Raw genomic sequence first — 1,041 nt, 5'->3', positions numbered from 1 at the left:
CGGCCAAGAAGACGATGCCGGCCGCTGGAGCCACGGTTGCGCCGAGCGAGTCAGCCGAGATCCGCCGGCTCAAGGCCGAGCTGCGGCGGGTGACCGAGGAGCGCGACATCCTAAAAAAAGCCGCCGCGTACTTTGCCAAGGGGTAAGGGCGAAGTACGCGTTCATGCGCGCGCACGCCCGCGAGTTCCGGCTGGTGGCGATGTGCCGGGTGCTGGGCGTGCAGCGCAGCGGCTACTACGCCTGGCTGCGTAACGGCGCCAGCGTCCGTGAGCGCGAAGACCAGCGCCTGTTGAGCCTGATCAGGCACCACTGGCTGGCTAGCGGCGGCATCTACGGCTACCGCAAGATCACCCTGGACCTGCGCGAGGCCGGCGAGCGCTGCAGCCGGCACCGCGTCCTTAGGCTGATGAAGGCAGAAGGCCTGCATGCCCAAGTCGGCTACGGCCGCAAGCCACGTCATCGCGCAGGTCCCGTGGGCGTGGTGACCAATGTGCTCAACCGGGACTTCACGCCGCAGGCGCCGAACACGGTCTGGGTCACCGACATCACCTACATCCGCACCTACGAGGGCTGGCTGTTCCTGGCGGCGGTGATGGACCTGTACTCGCGGCAGATCGTCGGCTGGGCCACGGCCCCGACCATGACCAGCGATCTGGTGCTGCAGGCGCTGGTGGCAGCGGCGTGGCGGCGCAAGCCGGGGCCTGGGGTGATGGTCCACTCCGACCAAGGTTGCCAGTTCACCAGCAGCGACTGGCAGTCGTTCCTGAAGGCGCATCGGATGGTGCCGAGCATGAGCCGACGCGGCAACTGCCACGACAACGCCGTGGCCGAGAGCTTCTTCAGCGTGTTGAAGAAGGAACGGATCAAGCGCCGGATCTACCCGAACCGGGCCACCGCGGCCTCGGACATGTTCGATTACATCGAGATGTTCTACAACCCGATCCGCCGGCATGGTTCCGCTGGCGGACTGTCACCGGTAGAGTTCGAACGGCGCTACGCGCAAAGTGGCAACTGAGTGTCTACGGAACTCTGGCCGGTCCA

1 pseudogene is annotated in these 1,041 nt (G+C 66.3%); it reads left to right on the top strand.

The features are described from left to right. A pseudogene (locus tag CSC62_RS17245) lies at nucleotides 1-1,015 on the top strand (IS3 family transposase); the annotation flags it as partial. Between the last annotated feature and the right edge of the window lie 26 nt (nucleotides 1,016-1,041).

Source organism: Pseudoxanthomonas jiangsuensis, from assembly GCF_010093185.1.
Lineage (GTDB): Bacteria > Pseudomonadota > Gammaproteobacteria > Xanthomonadales > Xanthomonadaceae > Pseudoxanthomonas > Pseudoxanthomonas jiangsuensis.
Note: the sequence above shows the minus strand (reverse complement) of the source record. Positions and strands in the feature narration are given on the sequence as shown.